The 22,956-nt window shown below is 53.9% G+C and carries 24 protein-coding genes; 10 read left to right on the forward strand and 14 right to left on the reverse strand.

Annotation, left to right across the window (positions count from 1 at the left end; translation table 11 throughout):
• Window positions 1-17: 17 nt before the first annotated feature.
• Genes JM656_RS16295 through JM656_RS16305 form a run of 3 tightly spaced genes read right to left on the reverse strand, consistent with a single transcriptional unit; the run spans window position 18 to window position 3,701 of the window.
• The gene (locus tag JM656_RS16295) at window positions 18-806 is read right to left on the reverse strand and encodes a DmsC/YnfH family molybdoenzyme membrane anchor subunit (protein WP_203358675.1); all 789 of its coding nucleotides are present in this window, start codon (window positions 804-806) and stop codon (window positions 18-20) included.
• Between the two features lie 10 nt (window positions 807-816).
• Window positions 817-1,362 carry a 4Fe-4S dicluster domain-containing protein gene (locus tag JM656_RS16300; RefSeq protein ID WP_238929159.1) on the reverse strand — a complete coding sequence of 182 codons (546 nt, stop codon included), beginning with the start codon at window positions 1,360-1,362 and terminating at the stop codon, window positions 817-819.
• A 5-nt stretch (window positions 1,363-1,367) separates the two neighbouring features.
• Window positions 1,368-3,701, reverse strand: a complete 2,334-nt coding sequence (locus JM656_RS16305; RefSeq protein ID WP_203358676.1) for a molybdopterin-dependent oxidoreductase — start codon at window positions 3,699-3,701, stop codon at window positions 1,368-1,370.
• A 170-nt stretch (window positions 3,702-3,871) separates the two neighbouring features.
• On the opposite strand from JM656_RS16305, the gene JM656_RS16310 reads away from it, so the two are divergent.
• Entirely contained in the window at window positions 3,872-4,567 is a 696-nt protein-coding gene (locus tag JM656_RS16310; RefSeq protein ID WP_203358677.1) for an IclR family transcriptional regulator, read from the forward strand.
• A 36-nt stretch (window positions 4,568-4,603) separates the two neighbouring features.
• Here JM656_RS16310 and thiI read toward each other — a convergent pair whose 3' ends face one another.
• Window positions 4,604-6,052, reverse strand: a complete 1,449-nt coding sequence (gene thiI / locus JM656_RS16315) for a tRNA uracil 4-sulfurtransferase ThiI (RefSeq protein ID WP_192611366.1) — start codon at window positions 6,050-6,052, stop codon at window positions 4,604-4,606.
• Between the two features lie 193 nt (window positions 6,053-6,245).
• On the opposite strand from thiI, the gene xseB reads away from it, so the two are divergent.
• From xseB to JM656_RS16335, 4 genes are all read left to right on the forward strand, one after another.
• On the forward strand, window positions 6,246-6,488 hold the full coding sequence (xseB, locus tag JM656_RS16320) for an exodeoxyribonuclease VII small subunit (protein ID WP_192611365.1): 243 nt from the start codon (window positions 6,246-6,248) through the stop codon (window positions 6,486-6,488).
• A 4-nt stretch (window positions 6,489-6,492) separates the two neighbouring features.
• The gene (ispA, locus tag JM656_RS16325; RefSeq protein ID WP_162378961.1) at window positions 6,493-7,392 is read left to right on the forward strand and encodes a (2E,6E)-farnesyl diphosphate synthase; all 900 of its coding nucleotides are present in this window, start codon (window positions 6,493-6,495) and stop codon (window positions 7,390-7,392) included.
• 68 nt (window positions 7,393-7,460) lie between these two features.
• Complete coding sequence (gene dxs / locus JM656_RS16330) at window positions 7,461-9,323, forward strand: 1-deoxy-D-xylulose-5-phosphate synthase (RefSeq protein ID WP_203358678.1); 1,863 nt, start codon at window positions 7,461-7,463, stop codon at window positions 9,321-9,323.
• 57 nt (window positions 9,324-9,380) lie between these two features.
• Window positions 9,381-10,355: an aldo/keto reductase gene (locus JM656_RS16335; RefSeq protein WP_203358679.1), complete on the forward strand. Its 975-nt coding sequence runs from the start codon at window positions 9,381-9,383 to the stop codon at window positions 10,353-10,355.
• A gap of 180 nt (window positions 10,356-10,535) precedes the next feature.
• Here the strand turns inward: JM656_RS16335 and pgpA are convergent, their stop codons facing one another.
• The 6 genes from pgpA to nrdR form a co-directional block, all read right to left on the reverse strand.
• Window positions 10,536-11,051, reverse strand: coding sequence for a phosphatidylglycerophosphatase A (gene pgpA / locus JM656_RS16340; RefSeq protein ID WP_192611362.1), 516 nt, complete (start codon window positions 11,049-11,051; stop codon window positions 10,536-10,538).
• Window positions 11,029-12,006 carry a thiamine-phosphate kinase gene (gene thiL, locus JM656_RS16345; protein WP_203358680.1) on the reverse strand — a complete coding sequence of 326 codons (978 nt, stop codon included), beginning with the start codon at window positions 12,004-12,006 and terminating at the stop codon, window positions 11,029-11,031. Before thiL ends, pgpA begins: the two co-directional genes overlap by 23 nt.
• Window positions 12,007-12,082: 76 nt before the next feature.
• Window positions 12,083-12,502 carry a transcription antitermination factor NusB gene (gene nusB, locus JM656_RS16350; RefSeq protein ID WP_192611360.1) on the reverse strand — a complete coding sequence of 140 codons (420 nt, stop codon included), beginning with the start codon at window positions 12,500-12,502 and terminating at the stop codon, window positions 12,083-12,085.
• Between the two features lie 19 nt (window positions 12,503-12,521).
• A complete protein-coding gene (gene ribE / locus JM656_RS16355) occupies window positions 12,522-12,992 on the reverse strand; it encodes a 6,7-dimethyl-8-ribityllumazine synthase (RefSeq protein WP_203358681.1) in 471 nt (156 codons plus the stop codon).
• A gap of 88 nt (window positions 12,993-13,080) precedes the next feature.
• Entirely contained in the window at window positions 13,081-14,184 is a 1,104-nt protein-coding gene (gene ribD / locus JM656_RS16360; RefSeq protein ID WP_203358682.1) for a bifunctional diaminohydroxyphosphoribosylaminopyrimidine deaminase/5-amino-6-(5-phosphoribosylamino)uracil reductase RibD, read from the reverse strand.
• A 3-nt stretch (window positions 14,185-14,187) separates the two neighbouring features.
• On the reverse strand, window positions 14,188-14,637 hold the full coding sequence (nrdR, locus tag JM656_RS16365) for a transcriptional regulator NrdR (RefSeq protein ID WP_162378968.1): 450 nt from the start codon (window positions 14,635-14,637) through the stop codon (window positions 14,188-14,190).
• Window positions 14,638-14,790: 153 nt separating this feature from the next.
• Here nrdR and JM656_RS16370 point away from each other — a divergent pair, with 153 nt between their 5' ends.
• On the forward strand, window positions 14,791-15,330 hold the full coding sequence (locus tag JM656_RS16370) for a DUF3251 domain-containing protein (RefSeq protein ID WP_192611358.1): 540 nt from the start codon (window positions 14,791-14,793) through the stop codon (window positions 15,328-15,330).
• A gap of 300 nt (window positions 15,331-15,630) precedes the next feature.
• Window positions 15,631-16,509: a nucleoside-specific channel-forming protein Tsx gene (locus tag JM656_RS16375; RefSeq protein ID WP_203358683.1), complete on the forward strand. Its 879-nt coding sequence runs from the start codon at window positions 15,631-15,633 to the stop codon at window positions 16,507-16,509.
• 111 nt (window positions 16,510-16,620) lie between these two features.
• Here the strand turns inward: JM656_RS16375 and yajD are convergent, their stop codons facing one another.
• The 3 genes from yajD to JM656_RS16390 all read right to left on the reverse strand — a co-directional run bounded on the left by yajD (window position 16,621) and on the right by JM656_RS16390 (window position 18,136).
• Window positions 16,621-16,968, reverse strand: a complete 348-nt coding sequence (yajD, locus tag JM656_RS16380) for an HNH nuclease YajD (RefSeq protein WP_192611356.1) — start codon at window positions 16,966-16,968, stop codon at window positions 16,621-16,623.
• Between the two features lie 85 nt (window positions 16,969-17,053).
• Window positions 17,054-17,746, reverse strand: coding sequence for a YafY family protein (locus JM656_RS16385; RefSeq protein ID WP_203358684.1), 693 nt, complete (start codon window positions 17,744-17,746; stop codon window positions 17,054-17,056).
• Between the two features lie 24 nt (window positions 17,747-17,770).
• Window positions 17,771-18,136, reverse strand: a complete 366-nt coding sequence (locus tag JM656_RS16390) for a VOC family protein (protein WP_203358685.1) — start codon at window positions 18,134-18,136, stop codon at window positions 17,771-17,773.
• 280 nt (window positions 18,137-18,416) lie between these two features.
• Between JM656_RS16390 and JM656_RS16395 the strand changes: the two genes are divergently transcribed.
• The 3 genes from JM656_RS16395 to JM656_RS16405 are packed head-to-tail and all read left to right on the forward strand — an operon-like array spanning window position 18,417 to window position 21,820.
• On the forward strand, window positions 18,417-19,454 hold the full coding sequence (locus JM656_RS16395) for an extracellular solute-binding protein (protein WP_192611353.1): 1,038 nt from the start codon (window positions 18,417-18,419) through the stop codon (window positions 19,452-19,454).
• Window positions 19,438-21,126 carry an iron ABC transporter permease gene (locus JM656_RS16400; protein ID WP_203358686.1) on the forward strand — a complete coding sequence of 563 codons (1,689 nt, stop codon included), beginning with the start codon at window positions 19,438-19,440 and terminating at the stop codon, window positions 21,124-21,126. The genes JM656_RS16395 and JM656_RS16400 overlap by 17 nt, the downstream gene beginning before the upstream one ends.
• Before the next feature lie 10 nt (window positions 21,127-21,136).
• Window positions 21,137-21,820 (forward strand): ABC transporter ATP-binding protein, encoded by a 684-nt coding sequence (locus JM656_RS16405; RefSeq protein ID WP_203358687.1) that lies wholly within the window; start codon window positions 21,137-21,139, stop codon window positions 21,818-21,820.
• 162 nt (window positions 21,821-21,982) lie between these two features.
• On the opposite strand, the gene secF is transcribed toward JM656_RS16405, so the two are convergent.
• Window positions 21,983-22,954, reverse strand: coding sequence for a protein translocase subunit SecF (gene secF / locus JM656_RS16410; RefSeq protein WP_203358688.1), 972 nt, complete (start codon window positions 22,952-22,954; stop codon window positions 21,983-21,985).
• Window positions 22,955-22,956: the final 2 nt, after the last annotated feature.

Here is a 22,956-nt window from a genome sequence, read left to right on the forward strand (position 1 = left end):
GGGAAAAACATACCCGCTTAGAACCATGGCGCTCCGCTCATGACATTACTGTAAAACAGCATTCTTCCCGCCAGTTCGCCCGTCACAATAACGGCCCCCCACGCGTAAGCGCTTACCCCAACATTCAGGCGAGAAATGCCCCATACGGCAACACAGATACTGGCTAATAGCTGCCACCAGAACAGAGGACTTGCAGCATCAGCGCCCGGAACCTGGAAGCGGATCAACAACGCGCCTGCGCTTAACAAAATTCCGATGATGATCCCAGATTTGCATAAGATCGGGGATGCGTTATGCCAGTAGCCAAACGCCACCGCCACACTCATAAACCCGAGCAGAATAGCCGTTGCCAAAAAACTGACAGGTGTAGCAACCGAAGACCACAGCGGATGCAGCACCATCTGATGGTAAACCTGCGACGTCACCAGAATAGATATCAGCCCCACAAGCGCAGTGATTCCCCCCAGAAGGCCAACGGCATGATGTTCAGGCTTATACCAACACAGCACTAGCCAGCAGAATATCACGCCATTCAACGCAATAAACATCGCCACTTCCCGACTAAGCCAGGAATTCCCTAACCCGAAAAGCGAGCGATAAGCGCCTTCAGGCGATCCCAGGTGCGCCAGCGAGGCAAACGATCCCAGCACCGTGATAACCCAGAACCATGATGCCAGCGTGCGGTATTGCATCGCGCTGAATTTTTTTGTGCTGAAATGCTGACACAGCGTTAACGCCAGTACGCCGCCAATTCCCCACTGCGCAAAGACGGTGAAGAAAACCAATGGCAATTCATAATGTTCCATTTCGTTCTCCTCAATCCCTGGGGGGAATAATGACAATGTTTGGCTGACTGATCGTGTGATCGGGCAGGTTGTAGCGTTTTTCCAGTATCGCCCACTGCGTCGTGTGTTCCTTACGCAATTCCGCTATCTCACCAAAGCGTAATACGCCTGCCGGACAGGACTCCACGCAACGTGGCTGTAACCCCTCATCAAGGCGTTCGGCACACAGGTTGCATTTACTGGTTTTACCTTCTTCGGGATCGTAAACCGGCGCGCTCCACGGGCAGGCCATGATGCACATCCGACAGCCAATGCAGCGCTCGTGATCCTGTATCACGATGCCATCAGCCCGCTTCGTATACGTTCCCGCTGGACACACTTTCATACACTGCGGGTCATCGCACTGATTGCACGACATACTAATAAACGCCTGGGTGTTGGGTTCATCCGTATGACGTTCGCGAACCCGACGCCATAACACCCCAAGAGGGGTCATATTTTCCGATTTGCAGGCCATGCTACAGGTTTTGCAGCCATAGCAATTCTGCATATCAATAAGAAATCCATATTGTTTCATCGCGATTATGCCTCCCTTCTCACATCCACCAGCGTACTGTTGCAACAGTGTCCATTCCCCAACACTTCCACCTGATCGTTAGTGACATGACTGCTGCTTCCGCCCTGTTGCTCCCACCAACCGTTATCCAGACTCACCACCCCGCGTTTGATATGTGTGGTCACGTCGGCAATCGCCCGATGTTGTCCGCGATGATTGAACACCACGACCCACTCTCCTGCCTGGATCTGACGCTGGCGGGCGTCTTCAGGGTGAATCATCACGTTCGGGCGGTTACGCTGAACTTCGAGGATCCATTCGTTCATGCCGTGGCTGGAATGCACACTGCGCGCCAGTTTGCGCTGCACCGCCATTAGCGGATACTGACTCGCCAGTTCAGGCGAACCTTTTACCGACTCTTTCACCTGCTTCCAGGTCACCACCGGCAGAAAATCCTTTTTGGCCCACTCCTCTATGTAGAGGTGCGCTTTGCCGGTCGATGTGCGGAACTGCCCGTCTTTAAACGGGATCCACTCTTCCTCAACAGGACATACCGGCCCTTTTTTCAACATTTCACGGGTAATGCCCGAGCCTTTAAGACAGGTATCGATGTAGTGTTCAATGGGCTGGTTAAAGACCTCACCAAAGCCAAAGCGCTCGGCCAGGCGAGCAAAAATCCAGTAATCGGGTTTTGCTTCTCCTGGGGGTTCCACCGCTTTTTCCATCAGTTGCACATAGTGACTGCGCACGCCCGCCATTAAGCTGACATCTTCAAAAATCGTGGTTACAGGCAAAACCAGATCGGCGTACAACGCAGACGAACTCATCAGATTGTCGGCTACCACCACAAACGGCACTTTTTTAAAGGCTTCCCTGACCTGATTGGTATTCGGCAGTTGTGTCATGGCCCCCAGCGTCATGTTCCACCAGAACTTAATCGCGTGCGGTTTTTCGTTAACGACCCAGTCACCGATTTTGGGAATAGGAATGGAGGGGATTTTGGCGGCATTGGGTGCCGGAGGGACGATGGGCGAAAATTTTGCCATCTGTCTGACGCCACCGGCATCGCAAACCCCCGCCCCGGCTTTGCCGATATTGCCGGTGATCAGCGCGAGATAAAACTGGCTGGCCGCAACGTAAGTGCCAAACTCGGTTCGCTGCGCACCGGACATGTTCTGGACAATCATCGCCGGTTGCGTTGACGCGTAATCCCGCGCCAGGCGTAATACCGTCTGCGCGGGGACATCGGTTTCTTCCTCTACCTTTTGCGCCGTCCAGGGCTTCGCCTGTGCCCATACGTTATCAAGCACGGTGGTAAAATCACTGCTGGCGGGCAATTCATCACTCAGCAATGCAGGCATGACGCCTGGCGCATCATGGCGTTTCAGGGTCTGGGTCAGCGTATCAAATACCAGATAGCTGTCTGCTTCCTTCGGGTCAACACGCATCAACTGCTGCTGTTTATCGACCAGGTAAACCGCTCCGGTATGCGCACGCAGGAAGTCAGCGTCATAGCGTTTCTCCTGCATGATGATGTTGATCATCCCTAACGCCAGCGCGATATCTGTACCAGGCACAATCGGCACCCACTCGTCAGCTTTCGCCGCCGTTTCGTTAAATCGCGGATCGATCACCACCAGTCGCGCACCGTTGCGTTGCGCCTGTGAGTAATGTTTAAAATAGGCGTGCATGGTGACTGCCGGATTGTTTCCCCAGCACAAGATGTAGCGGCTGTCTGCTATCGTGTCGCGGGTATCGGCATAACGCAGTCCCACCATCGGCATCATCGCGGCGGTGACCGCTGCGCAACATAACGAGCCGGCCGTTTTTGTACTGCCACCGAGATAATCGAAGAAGGCTTTGCCCATATCATTCTTGATGGAGTCCATGTTCCCGGAAGCGGCTGTGAGCAGTAAACCTTTATTGCCGTCAGTGCCGATTGTCTCCCTGATTTTCTTTTCAATCAGATCCAGCGCGGCATCCCAGCTGATCGGCTTAAATTTACCCTCGCCTTTTTCCCCCGTACGCAGCAGCGGTTGCGTTAAGCGTAACGGGTGGTAGACCCATTTCGTCCGGCTAATTCCCCGCAAACAGCACTTCACATTGAAGCCTTTCGTCGCTTCAATTTTCATTAAGCGGTCTTTCCAGACATACGCCGTCAGGTTGCAGTGCAAACATTCCATCGCACAGGTCGACTGAAACGTCTGGTAATCCGTTTGCTTAAGGCGAACCCGGGGCAACGGTGAACCGTTGGCCTGGCGCAGCGTCAGAAACGTTGGCACCAGTGACGATAACCCCACTACGCCAAACCCTTTTAGCAGGGTTCTTCTTTTTAATCGGGTATTGCTCAATGCATCCATGTCCTTGCCTCCACAAAAGTTCACCATTAGTTAATCCAGGTACACCATTGATTAACTTGATACAGGTCAACGTCTCACCATTTAGGCGTAGCGCGCTTTTTAAATTGCGAAGGCAGTAAGGATTTCAGCCGCGATGGTATACTCGCGATGGATAAAAAAAGAGAACGCATATGGCTGAAACATCGCAAGGGGTAAATTCGGTTGATATCGCCGTCAACATTCTGACGTTTGTTGCCAGTCAAAACGGTCAGGCGCGGGCAATCGATATCGCCACCGGATGCAAATTGTCCAAAAGTCGTTTACATAAGTATCTGGTTTCGCTCTGTCGAACGGGTATGCTGGGGCAAAACGAAAAAGGGCTCTATTGCCTGGGGTCAACCCTTCTTCAGATGGCGGGAGATCCGGCGGCAGCACGCGATCCGGTGAGTGAGCTTAATACGCTGCTGATCGCTTTTCGCGATACCTTCAACCATTCAACCGGTGTCGTCATCGCGACCGACACAGGATTGGTGCTTAAGCACTACAATCGCAGTTTTCGTAACGTGGATATCGATTTTCTGCCCAATACGCCCGTTCCGCTTGATGCCAGTTCAGCAGGGCAAGTGTTCATGAGTTATTCCCACTATCAGGCGCAGAATAAGGCGCAAGCGCAACTCATTGAACAGATACAGTCTCAGGGCTATGCGGTGCGCCACAATCCGACGCAAGGGATCCCTGGCGCACAGTCGATTGCCTGTCCGCTGCGGAATAAAAATGGAGAGCTGGTTGCGATTGCGGTGACGATGGGATTTTTTAGTACAGAAGCCATCCCGCAAATTGCCGACCAGTTGGTGAGAAGCGTCGCGACGCTTTATTCGCAGGATTAAACTTACCCCGGCGCAGATGGCCGGGGTAAACAACAACTACGGGCGATACACCTTCACGTTCTCGAAGCCTTGCTCGCGCAGATACAGCGCCTGCAAACGGCTCATCACACCGCGTTCGCACCACAGCAACCAGGTTTTACTCTGGTCGAGATCGCCGAATTTGGTGCTCAGTTTGTAGAATGGCAGAGACACCACATCCACGCCTTCGACTTTCAGCGGTTTGTCATCCTGCTCATCGATGGAGCGAATATCCAGAATCACATCGTTAGGGCTAAAACCGCTGACGGTCTCAACTTCCACCACGTCTTGCTGGGTCTGCTGCGCAATGTCGCGAATATCGACATTGTTTGCTTCTTCGACCACTTTATCGAGGATGCTAAAGTCGAAATTCTCTTCTTCCGCTTCAATCTTCGCTTTGATCGCTTTCACCGTCGGGCTTTTCGAGATCACGCCGCAGTATTCCGGCATGGTCCGCGCAAAGTCTTCCGTACCAATCTGGCGCGCCAGATTGATGATGTGCTCTTTATCGTAAGAGATCAGCGGGCGCAGGATCAGCGTGTCGGAGACATTATCAATCAAACGCAGGTTGGTCAGGGTCTGGCTGGACACCTGGCCCAGCGCTTCGCCGGTCACCAGCGCCTGTACGCCATAACGTTCCGCCACTTTCGACGCCGCACGCACCATCATGCGTTTAAGTACCACGCCCATCTGGCCGTCATCTACTTTCTCAAGGATCTCGCCAACCACTGGTTCAAAGTTGATCGCGACAAAACGCACGCGGTGCGAACTGCCGAAGCGGTTCCACAGATAGTGAGCAACCTGACGCACGCCGATTTCATGGGCAGCACCGCCGAGGTTAAAGAAGCAGTAATGCACGCGGCAGCCGCGACGCATCAGCATGTAGCTGGAAACACCGGAGTCAAAACCACCAGAAATCAGCGACAGGACATCTTCCTGTGTACCGATCGGGAAGCCGCCAATACCTTCGTAACGACCTTTGATCAGCAGCAGGCGATCGTCTTCCACCTCCAGATGTACGGTCACATCCGGGTGGGTCAGCTTCACACGCGCGGACTCAATGTGCTGATTCAAACCGCCGCCGACATAACGTTCGACTTCAATAGAGCTGAAGGGGTGCTTACCACGACGCTTGACGCGGACGCAGAAGGTTTTACCTTCCAGTTGGTCGCGATACTGGACCAGCGCCTTCTCGAAAATATCGTGCATGTCGGTGAACGGCACGTCTTCCACTTCGAGAATATGGTGGATACCCGGAATGCGGGTCAGCGCGTCGCGGATTGCCAGACGCTGGTTTTCATCTTTGGCGCGAACCTCAATATTGTCCCAGTGGCGGACAACGGCAAGCGTCTCGTCATAGTGCTTTAAAACGTTACGGATGTTTCCGGTCAAAATTTTTATAAAGCGCAAACGCACAGATTGGCTTTTGATGGTGATTTCCGGGAACAATTTAATGATAAACTTCATGGCGGCAATGGTTCGTTGGCAAGTCTAAAGGACTTGTTATGGGAAAAATACAGCAGCCCACACCTGCGGCTGCATCCAGGGGCGCAAGTATACCACCATCGCGCGCCTCCTGTGCACATTGCACGTTATTTGATAATTGCCCTGAGTCCGTTACCATGGTGGGGCTGAAAATATTGAGAGTCAGACATTCATTATGCCGAAGAAAAACGAGGCGCCCGCCAGCTTTGAAACAGCGCTGAGCGAGCTGGAACAGATTGTTACCCGTCTGGAAAGTGGCGACCTGCCGCTGGAAGAGGCGCTGAACGAATTCGAACGTGGCGTGCAGCTGGCACGTCAGGGGCAGGCTAAGCTGCAACAAGCTGAACAGCGTGTGCAGATCCTGCTGACTGATAATGAAGACGCCTCACCCACGCCTTTTACACCGGACAATGAGTAAGTAAATGGATTTTACGCAGCAGTTACAGGCTTGCGTTGAGCAAGCAAACCAGGCGTTGAGTCGTTTTATCGCACCACTGCCCTTTCAGAACACTCCCGTGGTTGAAACCATGCAGTATGGCGCACTATTAGGCGGTAAGCGCCTGCGCCCGTTCCTGGTTTACGCGACCGGTCAGATGTTTGGCGTCAGCATCACTACGCTTGATGCCCCGGCAGCCGCCGTTGAGTGCATACATGCATATTCATTGATCCATGATGATTTACCGGCGATGGACGACGATGATCTGCGTCGCGGTCTGCCGACCTGTCATGTAAAATTTGGTGAAGCCAACGCGATCCTCGCGGGCGATGCCCTGCAAACCCTGGCGTTCTCCATCATCAGCGACGCGCCGATGCCGGAAGTCGCCGATCGCGACCGTATCGCCATGATCTCAGAACTGGCGAACGCGAGCGGTATCGCGGGCATGTGCGGCGGCCAGGCATTGGATCTTGATGCCGAAGGAAAACAGGTCCCGCTGGAAGCGCTGGAACGAATCCATCGCCATAAAACTGGCGCTCTCATTCGCGCCGCGGTTCGTCTCGGTGCCCTAAGTGCCGGAGAAAACGGACGAAATGCCCTGCCGATACTCGATAAATACGCAGAAAGTATCGGCTTAGCCTTCCAGGTTCAGGATGACATTCTGGATGTGGTGGGCGATACTGCAACGTTGGGTAAACGTCAGGGGGCTGATCAGCAACTTGGCAAAAGTACCTATCCTGCACTTTTGGGCCTTGAGCAAGCCCGGAATAAAGCCCAGGATCTGATTGATGACGCGCGCCAGTCTTTACGTCAACTGGCCGCATTATCACTCGATACTTCGGCACTGGAAGCGCTAGCGGACTACATAATCCAGCGTGATAAATAATTGACTACCCTGAGCAATGAATTGCCGTGGACACACGGCAATTTGGGTAAACAAACGATGAGTCTCTGATGAGTTTTGATATAGCCAAATACCCTACCCTGGCACTGGTCGATTCCACCCAGGAGTTACGTCTGCTCCCGAAAGAGAGCCTGCCGAAACTCTGCGACGAGCTGCGCCGCTATTTACTCGACAGCGTAAGCCGTTCGAGTGGACACTTCGCCTCCGGGCTGGGCACGGTAGAACTGACCGTGGCATTGCACTATGTCTACCATACCCCGTTTGACCAGTTGATCTGGGACGTGGGGCATCAGGCTTATCCGCACAAAATTCTCACCGGCCGCCGCGATAAAATCGGCACCATTCGCCAGAAAGGCGGTTTACACCCCTTCCCGTGGCGTGAAGAGAGCGAGTACGACGTATTGAGCGTCGGTCACTCTTCTACCTCCATCAGCGCCGGAATTGGTATTGCCGTTGCCGCTGAAAAGGAAGGTAAAGACCGCCGTACCGTCTGTGTGATTGGCGACGGTGCCATCACCGCAGGGATGGCGTTTGAGGCGATGAACCATGCGGGCGATATCAAGCCGGACATGCTGGTCATTTTGAACGACAACGAAATGTCGATCTCCGAGAATGTCGGCGCGCTGAACAATCATCTGGCGCAGCTGCTTTCCGGCAAGCTGTACTCTTCGCTACGCGAAGGCGGGAAAAAAGTCTTCTCCGGCGTACCGCCGATTAAAGAGTTACTCAAGCGCACCGAAGAACATATCAAAGGCATGGTCGTCCCCGGCACGCTGTTTGAGGAGCTGGGCTTTAACTACATCGGGCCGGTCGATGGTCACGACGTCGTCGGACTCATTACCACGCTGAAGAACATGCGCGACCTGAAAGGACCGCAGTTCCTGCACATCATGACCAAGAAAGGTCGTGGTTACGAACCCGCAGAAAAAGACCCGATTACCTTCCACGCCGTTCCCAAATTTGATCCCTCCAGCGGTTGTCTGCCCAAAAGCAGCGGCGGCCTGCCGAGTTACTCGAAAATCTTCGGCGACTGGTTATGTGAAACGGCGGCCAAAGACAACAAACTGATGGCCATCACACCGGCGATGCGTGAAGGTTCCGGGATGGTGGGGTTCTCGCGTAAATTCCCCGATCGCTATTTCGATGTGGCGATTGCTGAACAACACGCGGTGACCTTTGCGGCCGGTCTGGCGATTGGCGGTTATAAGCCGGTGGTGGCGATTTACTCCACCTTCCTGCAACGCGCCTACGATCAGGTGCTGCACGATGTCGCGATTCAAAAACTGCCGGTCCTGTTTGCTATCGACCGGGCGGGGATTGTGGGTGCTGACGGGCAGACACATCAGGGGGCGTTCGATCTCTCCTTCCTGCGCTGCATTCCGGAAATGGTCATCATGACGCCGAGCGACGAAAACGAATGTCGTCAGATGCTCTTCACCGGCTATCACTACAGCGAGGGTCCTGCCGCCGTACGTTATCCACGCGGTAATGCGGTAGGGGTTGAACTGACGCCGCTGGAAAAACTGCCGATCGGCAAAGGGATCGTCAGACGCCACGGTGAAAAACTGGCGATTCTGAATTTCGGTACGCTGATGCCAGAAGCGGCCAAAGTGGCGCAGTCACTCAATGCGACCTTAGTCGATATGCGTTTTGTGAAACCTCTGGATGAAACGTTGATTCTGGAAATGGCAGCTCGCCACGAGGCAATGGTCACCCTTGAAGAGAACGCCGTCATGGGCGGTGCAGGCAGCGGTGTCAACGAAGTGCTGATGGCGCATCGTAAACCCGTGCCGGTGCTTAACCTCGGTTTGCCAGACCATTTCATCCCACAAGGGACCCAGGACGAAGCTCGTGCAGAACTGGGACTCAACGCTGAAGGTATTGAAGCCAGAATCAAGGCCTGGCTGGCGTAACTCCCCTCCTCACTCCTGCTATGCTTGAACGATGAACAGCAAAGCAGGAGTGGTATCATGCAATACAATACGTTAGGAAAAACGGATCTCCGGGTCTCTCGCCTCTGCCTGGGCTGCATGACGTTCGGTGAACCGGATCGCGGCAATCACGCCTGGACGCTACCGGAAGAAAGCAGTCGCCCCATCATTCAACGCGCACTCGCTGGCGGCATTAATTTCTTCGATTCCGCCAACAGTTATTCCGACGGGAGCAGCGAAGAAATTGTCGGACGCGCCCTGCGGGATTTTGCCCGTCGCGAAGAGGTGGTGGTCGCGACCAAAGTCTTTTATCCCGTCGGCGACCTGCCGGAAGGATTATCCCGGGCGCAAATTCTGCGTTCAATTGATGACAGCCTCACCCGCCTTGGCATGGACTATGTCGATATTCTGCAAATTCACCGTTGGGACTACAACACGCCCATTGAAGAGACGCTGGAAGCCCTGAACGACGTGGTAAAGTCCGGCAAGGCACGCTACCTCGGCGCCTCTTCTATGTACGCAGCACAATTCGCGCAGGCGCTGGCGCTCCAGAAACAGCATGGCTGGGCACAGTTCGTCAGCATGCAGGATCACTACAACCTTATCTATCGTGAAGAAGAGCGCGAAATGCTGCCGCTGTGTTACCAGGAAGGCGTGGCGGTGATCCCCTGGAGTCCGTTGGCGCGCGGACGCCTGACGCGGCCCTGGGGTGAAACCACCGCCCGTCTGGTCTCTGATGAGGTAGGCAAAAATTTGTACAATGAGAGCGATGAAAATGACGCGCAAATCGCCGCACGTCTGGCTGGCGTCAGTGAAGAGCTTGGCGCGACACGTTCCCAGGTCGCACTGGCCTGGCTGCTGAGTAAACGTGGCGTCGCTGCGCCAATTATCGGCACATCACGCGAAGAACAGCTCGATGAACTGCTGAATGCCGTGGACTTAACGCTGCAACCCGAACAGATTGCCGAACTGGAAACACCGTACAAACCGCATCCGGTGGTGGGGTTTAAGTAATGTGATAATGCCCGGTGGCGCTACGCTTACCGGGCCTACGCTGGCACCGTGCAAACCCGTAGGTCGGATCGGACATTCATGCCGCCATCCGGCAAAATCTCGCCCGGTGGCGCTACGCTTACCGGGCCTACACTGGCGTCGTGCAAATCCGTGGGCCGGGCCATCCGGCAATATGCGCGTTTAAATCAACCCAATCGGCCAGTGATGTCCGATGAAATACAGGATTCCGGCGGAAATCACGCCCGCGACGATATCATCGACCATAATCCCCATTCCGCCATGAACGTTGCGGTCAAACCAGCGGATCGGCCAGGGCTTCCACATATCAAGTATACGGAAAATCACAAACCCGGCGGCCACCCACTGCCAGGCCGTGGTGGGTAATGCCATCAGGGTTATCCACATCCCGATAAACTCGTCCCACACAATGCTACCGTGATCGTGCACGCCCATATCTTTCGCCGTCTGATGGCAAAGATAAACACCGATGCAGATCCCCAGCATCACCACCAGAGAATAGAGCTGCCAGGGTAAAAATGTCATCAGATACCAAAAAGGGATCGCCGCCAGCGACCCCATTGTACCTGGCACGACAGGGCTAAGCCCGCTGCCAAATCCTGTCGCCAATAAATGCCACGGATTACATAGTGTTAACCGACTTTTCGCGACATCTTTATGGCGTGGCAAAATGGTCATATCCTTTCCAGTCAAAGGTGACAGGATTCCCGTCACGCACAAAATTCATGCCTTCCACATCTGCGCTCATTTGCCCAATGCAGGTAAACGGAACGCCAAGCTGACCAATAGCCACATCCAGTGCGCCGCGGTTAATTTCCGGGACGGTAAAGCATAATTCATAGTCTTCACCGCCGGAGAGCGCCCAACGCAGAGCCTGATCTGGCGCCACATGACGGGAGAGCGCATCGGAGTACGGTAATGCGTCCACATCAACACGAGCCCCACAACCGCTGGCCGTGACGATATGGCCCAAATCGGAGATCAGTCCATCGGAGAGATCGATAGCCGCACTCGCCAGATCGCGCAGCGCCTGGCCGATCAAAATACGCGGCATAGGACGTAAATGGCGCTTCAACAGATACTCTGCATCTTTCGCCTCTGCGACCTGTAATCGATTCTGTAAAATCGCCAGCCCTGCGGCGCTGTCGCCTGGCGTTCCGGTAACGTAGATCCAGTCGCCCGGTTTCGCACCCGAGCGTTTTAAGGCACGCCCGACGGGGACATAGCCATGGATACCCAGCGTCATCGACAACGGTCCACGCGTGGTATCGCCGCCGATCAACTGCATACCGTAATAATTGAGTTGTTCAAACAGACTGTCACTGAACGCGGCAAGCCAGGCTTCATTCACCTCGGGGAGCGTCAATGCCAGTGTCAACCAGGCGGGGTCGGCCCCCATCGCAGCCAGATCGCTTAGGTTTACCGCCAGCGCCTTATAGGCCAGATCGGCAGGATCAATATCAGGAAGGAAGTGGTTGCCCGCCACCAGCGTATCGGTGCTGATCGCCAGGGTCTGTTTTTCAGGGATATTCAGGAGAGCGCAATCGTCACCAATGCCGGTCTCGACATCGAGGCGAGAGCTTCTTACACGATCAAAATAACGGGCAATCAGGGAGAACTCGCCGCATGCCATACGTTATGCCTCAGCAGGAAAAAAGAAAAGGCCGCCAGGCAAGCGGAAACATCCCGCTCTTCTGACGGCCTGCAGATTACTTTTTGTTGGGGCGAATCACAGGTGCTGCTTTATCCAGTACGCCGTTGACGAACTTGTGGCTATCTTCGGCACCGAAGGTTTTCGCCAGTTCGATAGCTTCGTTAATGGCCACTTTGTATGGCACATCCTGACGTTTGGACAGTTCAAACAGCGCAATGCGCAGCACCGCTTTTTCTACCTGACCCAGCTCTTCCAGCAGGCGGGACAGGTACGGCTTCATCAGACCGTCGAGATACGCGCTATTAGTCGCCACTCCCGACAGCAGTTCACGGAAGTACAGGACGTCAACGTCTTTGACGTCTTGTTCCGCCAGGAACTGGTATTCAACATCAGCGATGTCGTTCTGGGACAACTGCCAGGAGTAGAGCGCCTGGACGGCACACTCACGGGCGCGGCGACGAGCAGCAGGTTTCACGGATTTCCCCTTACAAAAATCAGGCCTTAATGGCTTTCAATACATTAATCATTTCAAGCGCGGTCAGTGCAGCTTCAGCGCCCTTATTACCGGCTTTAGTGCCAGCACGTTCAATAGCTTGTTCAATACTTTCAGTGGTGAGAACACCAAAGGCTACCGGGATTCCGCTTTCCTGAGCGACATGCGCCAGGCCATTGCTTGCCCCGCCAGCGACATATTCGAAGTGTGCAGTACCGCCACGGATAACCGTACCCAGCGCAATCACCGCGTCATATTTACCGGTTTTTGCCAGTGCGCCAGCCGCCAGCGGCAGCTCATACGCGCCCGGAACCCAAACGACAGTAATGTTTTCATCTTTTACCTGACCAATACGTTTCAGGGCGTCAATCGCACCTTCAAGCAGGCTGTCATTGATAAAGTTGTTGAAACGCGCAATGGTGATGGCGACGCGAGCGTCCGGGGTAGCAACGTTAGCTTCAATAATGTTCATACTCTTCCTTCGGGTTCATTTGTGGCCCCGCAGGGGGGCGGATTTTATCATAATATTTTGTGCGCTGCTTCCCTTTCGAACCGGGAGATCATGCGCCCACTAAATGCAGGCAAATATCCGGGCCTACATAGCGTATCTCATTGAATTTAAAATGGGGGGCCTGACTTAATTTCTCAAGCCCCGGCAGTACACATAATCCCCGGGCGTCGCTTCCTAACAGTTTAGGCGCAACATAGACGATAAGCTCATCCACTAATCCGGCTTGTAACAATGCCCCCGCCAGCGTCGGTCCCGCTTCAACCCAGAGACTGTTAATCTGCTGTTTGCCAAGCTGCATCATCAGCAGGACAAGGTCAAGATGGCCGTTGTGCTCCGGGGTAATGATTGACTTTACGCCTTCCGGCCAGTGGCGATCGTCGCTGTGCGTACGGGCAAACCAGGTTTCACCCGGCTGCTGCACAATGCGATGTTCGGGTGTGACGCGGTTTTGACTGTCGATAACAATGCGCACCGGCTGGCGCAGATTTTCCTGCGGATAAAACGCCTGCGTATCCGCGTCCAGTTCATCCCAGCGCACCGTTAATGCCGGATCGTCAGCCAGTACCGTCGCACTGCTGGTCAGAATGGCATGGCTTTGCGCGCGCAGACGCTGCACGTCACGCCGCGCCTGTGGCGAGGTGACCCACTGGCTTTCGCCGCTGGCCATCGCCGTGCGGCCATCGAGCGAGGCGCCAAGCTTCAGCTGAATATACGGAAATCCCGTACGCATCCGCTTGAGAAAGCCTTTATTCAACGCTTCCACGTCGCTCATCATCAGCCCGTGGCTCACGTCAATGCCTGCCTGTTGCAGACGATACAGTCCTCGCCCGGCCACCTGCGGGTTGGGATCCTGCATGGCCGCGACGACGCGGGTGACACCTGCCGCCACTAATGCATCACAGCACGGCGGCGTACGGCCATGATGGCTGCACGGTTCCAGCGTGACATACGCAGTGGCACCTTTGGCTTTCTCGCCCGCCATACGCAGCGCATGGACTTCAGCATGAGGTTCACCGGCGCGGTGATGATAGCCTTCACCGACAATCTCGCCCTCTTTGACAATCACGCAACCGACGTTCGGGTTGGGATGCGTGGTGAACCGCCCGCGCGCAGCAAGTTTCAGCGCTCGCGCCATGTAAAACTCATCCAGCATGGCTTAGTCCTGTAGGCGAGCGATCTCTTCGCCGAATTCTTTGATATCTTCAAAACTGCGGTACACGGAGGCAAAACGGATATAGGCAACTTTATCAAGCTTTTTCAGTTGTTCCATCACCAGATTGCCGATCATCTTACTGGGAACTTCACGCTCCCCGGTGGCGCGCAGTTGCGATTTAATGTGATTTAACGCCATTTCTACGTCGTCGGCGCTGACCGGGCGTTTTTCCAACGCTCTGAGCATACCGCTACGCAGCTTCTCTTCGTTGAAAGGTTCACGCACATCGTTACTTTTTATCACGCGCGGCATCACAAGCTCCGCGACTTCAAACGTCGTGAAACGTTCATTACAGACCAGACACTGCCGACGGCGGCGTACTGAAGAGCCCTCGCCGACCAGACGAGAGTCAATAACCTTAGTGTCTACGGCGAAACAGAATGGGCAATGCATACGGCGTCCTGTACCTCAGTGGTTAACGAAATCTATTTTACCCTGAACTGACGTGACAACAAAGGCAGAGCGCTTTTGAGACAAAGGATCTATGCCTTTGCTCACGTAGAGACCTACCATTAGGTTATCCCGACAATGAAGGAAATAATCTACATGACAAGACGTTACCTAAGAATTCTCCTGGTGGGAAGCCTCTTTAGTCTCAGCGCCTGTGTGCAACAGAGCGAAGTACGCCAGATGCATCACAGCGTCAGTACGCTGAGTGCAGAAATGACCCAGTTGAACCAGGAAACCATAAAAATAACGCAGCAAAACACGTTGAATGCGAAATCGTCCAGCGGCGTTTACCTGTTACCGGGTTCCAAAACGCCAGCCCGTCTGAACAGCCAGATTGGCACACTGCGCATGTCGCTTATCAATATTGCCCCTAATGCCGACGGTACGCGTCTGACGCTGCGTATTCAGGGTGAGTCCAACGATCCATTACCGGCATTCAGCGGTACGGTGGAATACGGACAGCTCCAGGGAACGACTGAAAATTATCAGGAGGTGAATGTACATAATCAATTGATTAACGCCCCTGCCAGTCTTCTTGCGCCCAGCGACATTGATATTCCGTTACAGTTAAAGGGATTGACTCCGGACCAGCCAGGGTTCATTCGCATCCACGACATCCAGCCTGTGACGCAATAAACGCCCACGCGGAACGTTTTGTTCGTTCCGCAACATATCTCCGCTCAGTTTTGTTATTCCCCTTACATCCCCCTCACTTTTAGTGAAAATTGACTACATTCATTAGAGTCAGTACATTCTCATCGCTTAAAGTACGCAAACGTGAACGCAATCGATTACGTGAATGATAGAACTGTGAAACAAGACATATTTTTGTGAGCAAGGGTTTTTATAATAGGTTCCGCAGAAACACGAAATATTTAGAAACGCAATTTGCGCCTTTTTCACTCCCGCAAGGGATTTTTAAACAGTGGCATACATATGAAAAAAACATTACTCGCAGCCGGTGCAGTGCTGGCGCTCTCGTCGTCTTTCACCGTTAATGCAGCTGAAAACGACAAACCGGAATATCTTTCTGACTGGTGGCACCAGAGCGTAAACGTGGTCGGTAGCTACCACACGCGTTTCGGACCGCAGATCCGTAACGATACCTATCTGGAATATGAAGCTTTCGCGAAAAAAGACTGGTTTGACTTCTACGGCTACGCGGATGCCCCGGTATTCTTCGGTGGTAACACCGATGCGAAAGGTATCTGGAACCACGGTTCCCCGCTGTTTATGGAAATCGAACCGCGTTTCTCTATCGACAAACTGACCAATACCGACCTGAGCTTTGGTCCGTTTAAAGAGTGGTACTTCGCGAACAACTACATCTACGACATGGGTCGTAACAAAGATGGTCGCCAGAGCACCTGGTACATGGGTCTGGGTACCGACATCGACACCGGTCTGCCGATGAGCCTGTCCATGAACGTCTATGCGAAATACCAGTGGCAGAACTACGGCGCTGAAAATGAAAACGAGTGGGATGGCTACCGTTTCAAAGTGAAATACTTTGTACCAATCACCCAACTGTGGGGCGGTAACCTGAGCTACATCGGCTTCACCAACTTCGACTGGGGTTCCGATCTGGGCGACAAGAGCCAGTATGCTGAAAATGGTATTAAACAGCGTACTAACGACTCCATCGCGTCAAGCCACATCCTGGCACTGAACTACGATCACTGGCATTACTCTGTCGTTGCCCGTTACTGGCATAACGGTGGTCAATGGAATGACGATGCCGATCTGAACTGGATGAAAGAGAACGTCCGTTCTACCGGTTGGGGTGGATACCTGGTCGTAGGTTATAACTTCTAATTGCGCTAAGTAGCCAGATGGCTTACCGGCCTACGTGATTATCGTAGGCCCGGCAAGCTAAGCGGCACCGGGCAAAAAAAGCACCGAACGAAAATAGCGTCGGTGCTTTTTTTATTTCTTCTTATCCATCATCGCTTTCAAATCAGCGAACGGATTGTACTTCGCTTCCCCGACATCCTTCTGCGCATCTTCCCCGGCAATGACCGTGGAACCATACAGATCGGCCTCAGTGTATTTTGAATGCTCGTGATCGTGGCAGTAGAGGCAAAGCAGTTCCCAGTTACTGCCATCTTCCGGATTATTGGTGTGGTCGTGATCCATATGATGTACCGTCAATTCACGCAGGTTCGAGTAGACAAACTCGCGCGAGCAACGCCCACAGACCCAGGGGAAGAGTTTCAGCGCTTTTTCACGATAGCCGCTTTCCAGCCGCGCATAATTTTTGGGGATTATCGCCATGATGATGAAGTACCAGGGTTAACTATAAGGTCATGTGCAGTTTCCCGCGAAGCTGACTTTTTATCAATCCCGGAGAGAGGACTATTTACGGCCTTTCTTCACATTGCACTTTACGCAAGAAATCACTCAACGAGCGGTTAGCGTCTTCACGGAAACGTCGGTCAAGCGGGGTAATCTGCAGGCAACGGTCAACGCGAAAACAGCGGTAATCTTCACGCCGCTCACACCAGGCAATCAACAGCCAGTGTTCTGCCCAGAAGAACATCCCGAGCGGCTGCACGTCCCGCCAGCTGAGATGTCCGGCTTCATCGCGATAATGCAACGCCAGTACCTGCTGCACCGATACCGCCTGGTGAATGAGATCAAAGGCACTGCGGGAATGCGGCTGCGTACCAAAATCAGGCGCAAATATCCTCGTCTGCTCAGCCCGGCGGCGGCTCTCTTCCGGCAATATCGCCAGCACCTTCTCCTGCGCGGACTCCAGTTCCCGCGAAAGGGAATCCCCTCCCCATGTTTTCAGCAAACGAATGGCCACCATCAACGCTTCTGATTCGCGGTGCGTTAACATCAGCGGAGGCAGATCAAAGCCCGCAATTAAGCGATACCCGATCCCCGCTTCGCCTTCCACTGGTACACCGGATAATGAAAGGTCGCGGATATCGCGATAGATTGTCCGCTCGGAAACCTCGAGCCGTTCGGCCAGCAGCGCCGCCGTTGTCAGCCGCCTGCCACGCAGGATTTGCACAATCTGAAACAAGCGGTCGGCGCGTCGGGTCATTTTCACTCTCTGTGTTAGCGATGATTACACGGGTTGATGCAGGCCAACACGATTGCCTTCACTGTCGGTAAACAGCGCAATAGTGCCGATATTCTGCCCCAGGTCGAGCGGCCCAAAGACGCACTCGCCGCCAGCGGTAGTGACGCGTTCAAGTGATGCCGCCAGATCTGCCGTATGCAGATAAATAATAGCGCCGTGCGTCGATGGCGTAATCCCATCAAATTTTGCCAGTGCGCCCCCGGTTGCCGGTTCGTCATAGGGGAAAACGGCCAGATCAGCGCAATCCATTTTTTCACGGCGTAGCGACATCTGCATCACCGGCTCATAGAACGCAATGGCGCGCTCCATATCCGCAACCGGAATTTCAAACCAATTAATAATGCTTTTCATGGTTCCTCCTGCCTGTTTGGGTGAGTTCAGGAGAGATCATAAAGCAGGGCTACTGACAGCATACTGTCAGTAGTGATCACCGTTTTTACATTCCGTCGTTCCCCTCATCGACGCCGCCGCCCCTGCCATATCACATCGTTGATTAAAGTTTTGTAAATGTGAATCAGTTGCATTTCCCCATAATTGTCACTGCTACTGATTATCATTTATTGTATGCGCGCCTGAAGAACAGGCTCCTGTTCGGATCACGATTAGTTCCAATTACTCCGGGATAAAAACGATGAATGCTCTGCCCAGCATCAGACTGCACCGAATCACTCTTGCATCAGCCCTGGCTCTCTGTTTCAGCGCACCCGCGCTGGCCGAGGAGACATTGACCCTCTACACCACGCGTGAACCTGGCCTGATTCAGCCATTACTCGATAGCTGGACACAATCCAGCGGCGTCAAAGTGAGCACGGTTTATATTAAAGACGGCATGCTCGAACGCGTGAAAGCGGAAGGTAAAAATTCCCCTGCTGACCTGCTGATGACCGTCGATGCCGGTAATCTCATCGATTTAGTCGAAGCGGGCGTGACGCAGCCGGTACAGTCAGACGCGCTGAAGGCGGCTATTCCGGCCAATTTACGCGGTGAAGATAATCAGTGGTTCGCGCTGTCTATGCGCGCCCGTGTGCTCTATGCGGACAAATCCCTGCCCATTGATAACTGGCATTACGAACAGCTTTCCAGCCCGGAATACAAAGGTAAAGTGTGTATCCGTTCCGGGCAGCATCCTTATAACACGGCGCTGATTGCCGCCATGATTGCCCACCACGGTGAAGCGAAAACCGAAGAGTGGCTGCGTGGCGTGAAGGCGAACCTGGCGCGTAAAGCCACCGGCGGTGACCGTGACGTCGCCCGGGATATTCTCGGCGGCATTTGTGATATCGGTCTGGCGAACTCCTATTACGTCGGCCACATGAAAAATGCAAAAGAAGGCAGCGATGCGCGCCGTTGGGGTGACGCTATTAAAGTCGTTAAGCCGACCTTTGAGCAAGGCGGCACCCATGTGAATATCAGTGGTGCCGCAGTGGCCCGCTACGCGCCGAATAAAGCAGAGGCCATAAAACTGATGGAATACCTGGTGTCTGCGCCAGCCCAGCAGCTCTACGCCAAAGCAAACTTTGAATATCCGGTGTTGAAAGGCGTCACGCTTGATCCTGTTATCAGCGCGACCATTGGTGAGATTGACGTCGACAAAGTTCCGTTAACTGAAATTGTGAAATACCGTAAACAAGCAAGCCTCCTGGTTGATAAAGTTGGATTCGATCAATAAGTCACTTCATCTGACGACGTTACGCGGCCTGGTTTCCGGGCCGCAGTCGTTATTAACGCCGCTGCATCTTGGCGCGCTGTGTATTGCGCTGGGCGTACTCACCCCTATCGTGGCGCTCATCTGGCAGGCAACACAGGCTGACTTCTCCCATTGGGATAATCTCATTACCTTTGTGCTGCCCTCCGTTCTGAAAAATACCGTGCTGTTACTGGCGGGGGTAGCGGTGATGGTGGGCGTCATTGGCGTCGGCAGCGCATGGGCGGTCACGGCATGGGACTTCCCCGGGCGTAAAATCCTCAGTTGGGCGCTGCTGCTGCCGCTGGCAATGCCGACCTATATTGTGGCATTTGCCTGGCTCGATTTAATGCATCCCATCGGCCCGCTGCAAACATTCATCCGTTTTTTATTGGGGTTTGACAGCCCGAGACAGTTCCGTCTGCCTGATTTGCGCTCACTCCCAGGCGCCATTATTCTGCTCGGTTTAGTGTTGTACCCTTATGTTTACCTGACGACCCGGGCAATGTTTATTAGCCAGCCAGCACACCTGCTGGAAGCTGCCCGCACGTTGGGCTGCGGCGCTGCCGGGACCTTCTTCCGCGTTGCGCTGCCGCTGGCACGCCCGGCGCTGGCAGTCGGTATCAGTCTGGCGTTGCTGGAAACGCTGAACGACATTGGCGCGTCCGAATTTCTCGGCGTGCAAACCCTGACCGTCACCGTGTACACCACCTGGATTTCTCGCTCTGATTTGGCATCCGCTGCGCAAATCGCCTGCATGATGCTGATGTTTATTTTCTGCATTCTGACGCTGGAATTTTATGGCCGCAGGAAACAGGGGTTTAGCAGCCGCAGCCTGCGGGAAATTCAACCCACACGCGTACACGGCTGGCGCGGATGGCTTCTCGGCGCGATCATTGCGCTGCCGGTGATCCTCGGGTTTCTGGCTCCGGTCCTGTTTTTGGTCTGGGAAAGCCTAAAACGGTTAGGTGAAGAGAATCCGCTTTCCGCCTCGTTACTTTCGGCATTGCAAAACACGCTGACGCTGGCGGCGGGAACCACCCTTGTGGTTGTGTGCGTCAGTTTGCTGGTGGCGTGGAGTGCGCGCCATAGTGCTGCTGACAACGCGATGCCGGGATTTCGTCGCGGCGTCATGCGCCTGGCCTCCCTGGGCTACGCGGTTCCGGGGACCATTCTGGCGATTGGTTTTCTGACGCCAGCGATGGCGGTCGATAAATGGCTGGCAGATTTACTGGAAATTCGCGGCTTGCCGTTGATGTCTGCGGGCATATTACTGGTTATCTGCTGTGCCATGCGTTTCCAGGCCATTGCCATCGGCGCACTGGATTCCGGGCTCGGCCGCATCCCCCCTTCCCTTGAGCAAGCCTCGCGTTTGTTAGGGGAGAATGGCGCAGGAACGTTTGCCCGGGTTCACTTCCCGTTATTGCGCCCGGCGTTGGTGAGTAGCGCATTATTAGTCTTTGCCGATGCGATGAAAGAGTTGCCCACGACGCTGCTTTTACGTCCGGTCAACTTCGAGACGCTGGCAACGTTGCTTTATGCAGAAGCCGCTCGCGGAACCTATGAGGAAGGGGCTATTGCCGCCTTAATGATTGTTCTTGCAGGCACACTGCCGGTTATTTTGCTGGTTCGTCATCAACTGACGCGCCGCCACTAAAGGAACGACAATGTCAGAAATTGCATTACGCCTTGAGGATGTGCATGTTGCCTATGGCAACAGCCAGCAATCGGTGCTGAACGGATTTTCAATGTCCTTGCGTAAAGGTGAACTGGCCTGTTTGCTGGGTGCCTCCGGCTGCGGAAAAACCACGGTGTTACGTGCCGTTGCCGGATTTGAACGGTTGCGAAGCGGTGAGATTTATGTTTCACAACGACGAGTCGCCGGACCGGGCATACATCTGCCGCCAGAGAAACGTCATGTCGGGATGGTATTTCAGGAATATGCGTTATTCCCCCATCTGACAGCGCAACAAAACGTGGCGTTTGGTTTACGCCGGATGCCGCGTGAGGCGCAACAGGCCAGAGTGACGGAACTGCTAAGAATGGTGGAATTGCACAGCCATGCGGGCCGCTATCCTCATGAGCTCTCTGGCGGACAACAGCAACGTATCGCATTAGCCCGTGCGCTGGCGCCGCATCCGGACATCCTGCTGCTGGATGAACCCTTTTCCAGCCTGGATAAAAAAACACGCGAGCGCCTCGGCACAGAGGTTCGGGATATTTTGCGGGACGCGGGGCAAACCGCGCTGCTGGTGACGCACAGTGAGCACGAAGCGCAGTTAATGGCTGACCATATTGGTTATGTCCAAATGGGTCAATATCAAAAGAACAGAGACGCACAGTTCAACTGACAGAAGATCGCCCTTTCCTCCTGATGGCATAAAAGTGCCATCACGCACATGCAGTAACACCTCCCCCGAGAACAATGGGTTTTACTTCCGCAAACTCAAACGGATAAGCAAAAAAAATCCCGGTCATTTGACCGGGATTTCTATGACAGCATGAACGTCTGCTTAAGGCAGAATTGACGGCTGATCCGCCCCTTCTTTCTCGACTTTCTGCTGCAGCATGTGCTCGCGTTTCATCCCCAGCTTCAGCGCCAGCGCTGATGCGACATAGATGGATGAAGCCGTACCGATGGATACACCGATCAGCATGGTCAGTGAGAAGCCTTCCAGTACCGGACCACCGAAGAGGAACAGCATCAGGATAACCATCAAAGTGGTACCGGAAGTGATCAAGGTACGGTGCAACGTCTGGGTCAGGGAGACGTTAAAGATCTCGTAAGGCGTACCGCGACGAATCTTACGGAAGTTTTCACGAATACGGTCAGAAACCACGATGCTGTCGTTCAGCGAGTAACCGATGACCGACATCAGCGATGCGACGATAGTCAGGTCAATCTCGATATGGAACAGCGACAGCACGCCCAGCGTAATGATCACGTCGTGCGCAAGAGAGATAACCACACCTGCCGCCAGTCGCCACTCAAAGCGGAAACCGACGTACACCAGGATGGAGATCAGCGCCACAATCAACGCCATGGCACCCGTTTGCGCCAGATCGGCACCCACGCTTGGTCCGACAAACTCAATACGCTTCACAGCCGCATTCTGGTCGGTGGCTTCGTTGATGATCGTCAGCACTTTGCTGCCTAACACCTGACCGCCATTTTCGCCTTCCGTCGGCGGCATGCGCACCATAATGTCGTGGCTGCTGCCGAAGTTTTGCAGTTGCGGCTCTTCAAAACCCGCCTTCTGCAACGCTTCACGCATGACATCTATTTCTGCTGGTTTTTCCAGCGTAATCTCAATAACCGTACCACCGGTGAAATCCAGCCCCCAGTTAAAGCCTCGCACGCCCATAATCACAATGGCCGCGATCAGCAAAAGACCGGAGATGCCGAAAGCCCAGTAGTCCCAGCGCATAAAGTCCCAGACTTTACGGCCATGGTTCAATTGTTCAACAGTATATTCCTGTGCCACAA

The sequence above is a fragment of the Citrobacter sp. R56 genome (genome assembly GCF_016811995.1).
Lineage (GTDB): Bacteria > Pseudomonadota > Gammaproteobacteria > Enterobacterales > Enterobacteriaceae > Citrobacter_D > Citrobacter_D enshiensis.

Bases quoted from the DNA above. Each gene is read 5' to 3' on its own strand.
- JM656_RS16300 (WP_238929159.1), bottom strand. From the start codon at position 1,362: ATGAAACAATATGGATTTCTTATTGATATGCAGAATTGCTATGGCTGC.
- JM656_RS16295 (WP_203358675.1), bottom strand. From the start codon at position 806: ATGGAACATTATGAATTGCCATTGGTTTTCTTCACCGTCTTTGCGCAG.
- JM656_RS16305 (WP_203358676.1), bottom strand. From the start codon at position 3,701: ATGGATGCATTGAGCAATACCCGATTAAAAAGAAGAACCCTGCTAAAA.
- JM656_RS16375 (WP_203358683.1), top strand. From the start codon at position 15,631: ATGAAAAAAACATTACTCGCAGCCGGTGCAGTGCTGGCGCTCTCGTCG.
- nrdR (WP_162378968.1), bottom strand. From the start codon at position 14,637: ATGCATTGCCCATTCTGTTTCGCCGTAGACACTAAGGTTATTGACTCT.
- JM656_RS16395 (WP_192611353.1), top strand. From the start codon at position 18,417: ATGAATGCTCTGCCCAGCATCAGACTGCACCGAATCACTCTTGCATCA.
- thiI (WP_192611366.1), bottom strand. From the start codon at position 6,052: ATGAAGTTTATCATTAAATTGTTCCCGGAAATCACCATCAAAAGCCAA.
- JM656_RS16335 (WP_203358679.1), top strand. From the start codon at position 9,381: ATGCAATACAATACGTTAGGAAAAACGGATCTCCGGGTCTCTCGCCTC.
- JM656_RS16390 (WP_203358685.1), bottom strand. From the start codon at position 18,136: ATGAAAAGCATTATTAATTGGTTTGAAATTCCGGTTGCGGATATGGAG.
- thiL (WP_203358680.1), bottom strand. From the start codon at position 12,006: ATGGCATGCGGCGAGTTCTCCCTGATTGCCCGTTATTTTGATCGTGTA.
- ribD (WP_203358682.1), bottom strand. From the start codon at position 14,184: ATGCTGGATGAGTTTTACATGGCGCGAGCGCTGAAACTTGCTGCGCGC.
- yajD (WP_192611356.1), bottom strand. From the start codon at position 16,968: ATGGCGATAATCCCCAAAAATTATGCGCGGCTGGAAAGCGGCTATCGT.
- JM656_RS16370 (WP_192611358.1), top strand. From the start codon at position 14,791: ATGACAAGACGTTACCTAAGAATTCTCCTGGTGGGAAGCCTCTTTAGT.
- ispA (WP_162378961.1), top strand. From the start codon at position 6,493: ATGGATTTTACGCAGCAGTTACAGGCTTGCGTTGAGCAAGCAAACCAG.
- JM656_RS16385 (WP_203358684.1), bottom strand. From the start codon at position 17,746: ATGACCCGACGCGCCGACCGCTTGTTTCAGATTGTGCAAATCCTGCGT.
- JM656_RS16405 (WP_203358687.1), top strand. From the start codon at position 21,137: ATGTCAGAAATTGCATTACGCCTTGAGGATGTGCATGTTGCCTATGGC.
- xseB (WP_192611365.1), top strand. From the start codon at position 6,246: ATGCCGAAGAAAAACGAGGCGCCCGCCAGCTTTGAAACAGCGCTGAGC.
- JM656_RS16310 (WP_203358677.1), top strand. From the start codon at position 3,872: ATGGCTGAAACATCGCAAGGGGTAAATTCGGTTGATATCGCCGTCAAC.
- pgpA (WP_192611362.1), bottom strand. From the start codon at position 11,051: ATGACCATTTTGCCACGCCATAAAGATGTCGCGAAAAGTCGGTTAACA.
- dxs (WP_203358678.1), top strand. From the start codon at position 7,461: ATGAGTTTTGATATAGCCAAATACCCTACCCTGGCACTGGTCGATTCC.
- ribE (WP_203358681.1), bottom strand. From the start codon at position 12,992: ATGAACATTATTGAAGCTAACGTTGCTACCCCGGACGCTCGCGTCGCC.